At 32.1% G+C, this 3,285-nt stretch carries 1 protein-coding gene and 1 pseudogene; one reads left to right on the top strand and one right to left on the bottom strand.

The window, feature by feature from the left end:
• Positions 1-823 (top strand): annotated as a pseudogene (locus tag ACJ5GX_RS02725) (IS256 family transposase); the annotation flags it as partial.
• 192 nt (positions 824-1,015) lie between these two features.
• On the opposite strand, the gene ACJ5GX_RS02720 reads toward ACJ5GX_RS02725, so the two are convergent.
• Positions 1,016-3,285: hypothetical protein (locus tag ACJ5GX_RS02720; protein WP_495292680.1), on the bottom strand; the 2,270-nt coding region annotated here is incomplete at its 5' end.

Raw genomic sequence — 3,285 nt, 5'->3', positions numbered from 1 at the left:
TATGACCACAAAATATCTGCAGCAGAAATATCCAATATCACCGACAAATTACTGCCGTTAATCAATGAATGGCGCAGTCGTCCACTGCAATCTGTATATCCAATAGTATTCATGGATGGCATGTTTTTCAAAGTCAAGGAGGACGGGCATTGCGTAAGTAAATGCATGTATAATATATTAGGCATAGATCAAAATGGCAGAAAAGAAGTACTAGGCTTTTATTTAGCCGAAAGTGAAGTTCTGGTTAGGAGTGTTAAATGACCTAAAAGAGAGAGGGGTAGAGGATATTCTGATTGCATGTGTTGATGGTCTAAAAAGTTTTCCTGCGGCTATAAATAGTGTATTTCCCAAAGCAGAAGTACAAATATGTATAGTGCATCAGATAAGAAATTCATTGAAATATGTATCCAGCAAAGATGTGAAAATTTTCATGAATGATTTGAAAAAAATATATCGTGCTTCAAGTAAAGAAATCGCTGAAAATTATTTGCTTGAGCTGGAAGAAAAATGGGGTGAAAAATATCCTTTGGTCATAAAATCGTGGCAAAACAATTGGGAAAATTTGTCTGGTTATTTTAAGTATTCTGGCCCTGTTAGAAGGCTAATTTATACCACCAATCCAATTGAGGGGTTGCATAGATGAATCAGGAAATTCATTAAAACCAAGGGCTCATTTACCAGTACAAATGCCTTGTATAAGTTGGTATATTGTGCTATAAAAAAAGTGGAGCAAAAGTGGATTATGGCTCTCCCTAATTGGGCTTTAACTATGTCTCAACTTGACATCTTCTTTCCCAACAGATTGAAAATTGAGTTGAACTAAAAATGCGGCTTGACACGCTTTTTTGAACATTCCCGATTAAGTCTAAACTATTACAGATAAATTAATCTTTTCTTCATCATTTATTTTAACAGTTACAAGCTTATTTTTACCATCACAAAAAGCACCTCCCGGCTCTAAATTAAAACGCATCTTCATCCCCCTTATTTTTATATCTACAATGTACAGCAACTATCATAATCCCCGACCATAAGCTCTTGCATTTACTCTGAGTAATTGATTTTTATTCACCCCCTCTAGAAAGCTAGATGGATTTTCCATTGTACACTCTGACTGTTTAATAGTCTTACCTGACTCTTTAAAAACACTACTATTTCTTTCGAAATATCCATTTTCTATAGCTGTCAAAACACTTTTTCCCCCTAACAGACAACTCTGCCCTAAACTTGATTTATTCTCTAACTTGTTAAATCTTACTTCATCGACAAGCCTCACCTCTATTTTATTACTATCTTTCTCACTAGGACATAGATGAATACTGATTTCTCCTACTTCGGTAGTAAAAGACATTCTAATGCTATCTCCTGATACGTCTGTGTAATTTCTACTTCCTCCTATATTTTCAACTCTAATTATACTTTTTCCAACTTGAAGTACACCAATGTTTAGATTTAAATCTTTAGCTTTTTGATTATTGAATATCTTTGCAACTTCAATAGTACTATTTTGTGGGTAATCTATACAAAAATATCCATTATCTATTTCTAGTTCAAAGTCATGTTTATCAATTTGCTCATTTTTACTTATAATACTTTCAAGTGCTAACTCCTTCAGCTTTGAAAGGTTTGCTTTTCGCTGACCTAAGGTATCTTTATCTGAACAAATTACGTTTACTACATCTCCATGCTCTTCATCGCTAAATCTGTTTAAAGATGCACCTTCTGATATTATCTGAAATATTTTTTTCTTGTGTAAAAACTCATAAATTCGAGTAGTGTCAGCAGATAAATATAGCTTTGGGAATGTGTCAGCTATACGATCTATCAAGGACATATCAGATTTATATGGAAAAGTGAACATTATTCCTTGTTTCAGTGCTTCGTTTATAACTTTATCAAGTTCTTTTTCGCACTCCTCATAATCTTCTTCGCTACCAGAGTAACCTAAAGTGTCCAGATAATCATGGATCTTATTTATTTTTTGCCAAATACTTTCATACTTTTCTTCTTCTCTTGTATTCGGTTTTACTTTCGCTAAAGAAAAAGAATCTTTTTGACGAATTAAAACAAAAGTATCTTTTTCTTTATGAATTATGGCTTCATCATAGAATAGTTGACTGTAACGCCTACCAAAACTTTCATCATAATCAGGGCAAGGGCTAACATTGTCACTTTCACTATCCGTTTCGTTCCATACTTCAATTGGGAAATCATTATTTTCAAGGTTTTCATCTTCACTTGTTCGGCAATTTTCTGTTTTTCCATATAGCCAGGTTGATTTCTGGTCATCGCTACTTTCATCGTCAGCTTCATTCCATACTCCAATCTCGAAATCAGTATTTTCAAGGTTTTTATCTTCACTTGTTCGATAATTTTCTGCTTCTCTATCTGGTAAGGTTGATTCTTGGTCATTATTATCAATAATATGTTTAATTTTCACTTCAGGTACAAACTGAAGCTTTGCTATTTCTTCTCTTACGTTTTCTTTGTTTATTTCATCTGCAAGAGACACTTCATTACTAATATAGAAATTTTTCTGTTTTAAACTTTCGTTTTCCTTCTGCAGTCTATTGAATTCTGCAAATAGTTCTTTATACTCTGATAAATAAATACAAAATTGATCTCTTACATCATTAAGCTCCTTCTCTTTTTCTAATATCTGATTTTCATAATCACCTTTCAAATCCTCTATACTGTTTATCAGCACTGTACTTTCTTTTCTTACTCTATTTAACTCATCTTCAGTCAAAACCAGTTTTTGCTGTAATTCTTCATTTATTTTGTCTGTTAACTGAATTTCATTCTTTGCCTCTTTTAATTGATTATTTAAGTTCTTAATTATATCACTTTTGTTCTGAGTTTCTAATAATAATATTTCTACTTTCTGTTTTAGCTGTTCGATGTCTTGATCATTTTCAGTTAAATTTCTCGTCCTTCTTTGTAATTCAACTTCAAGCCTTTTAATTTTCCCTTCTAGGGTTTGCATTTCTCTGGTAAGTTCACTTACTTCTTCGTAATACTCTTCTACTCTTTTCTTATAGTGTTTTTGTAACTCTACATTTTTTTTAAGATCAAAATTTTCTTGTTGTAGATTTTCTATTTTACTTTTCAAACTATCTATTGCTTGATTTTCTTCATTGCTAATCTCAAATACCTCTTCAGGAAAATCTTCAAATTCACAAGATGAATTGCCTTCAAGGTCGTTACTACCAAATAAATTATATTGTACTACCTGCTTAAAACTAAACATACCTATACCCCCTACTAAAATAAACAAGTAATATA

This window comes from Wolbachia endosymbiont of Tuta absoluta (genome assembly GCF_059414725.1).
This window is presented reverse-complemented; position numbering and strand designations above follow the sequence as displayed.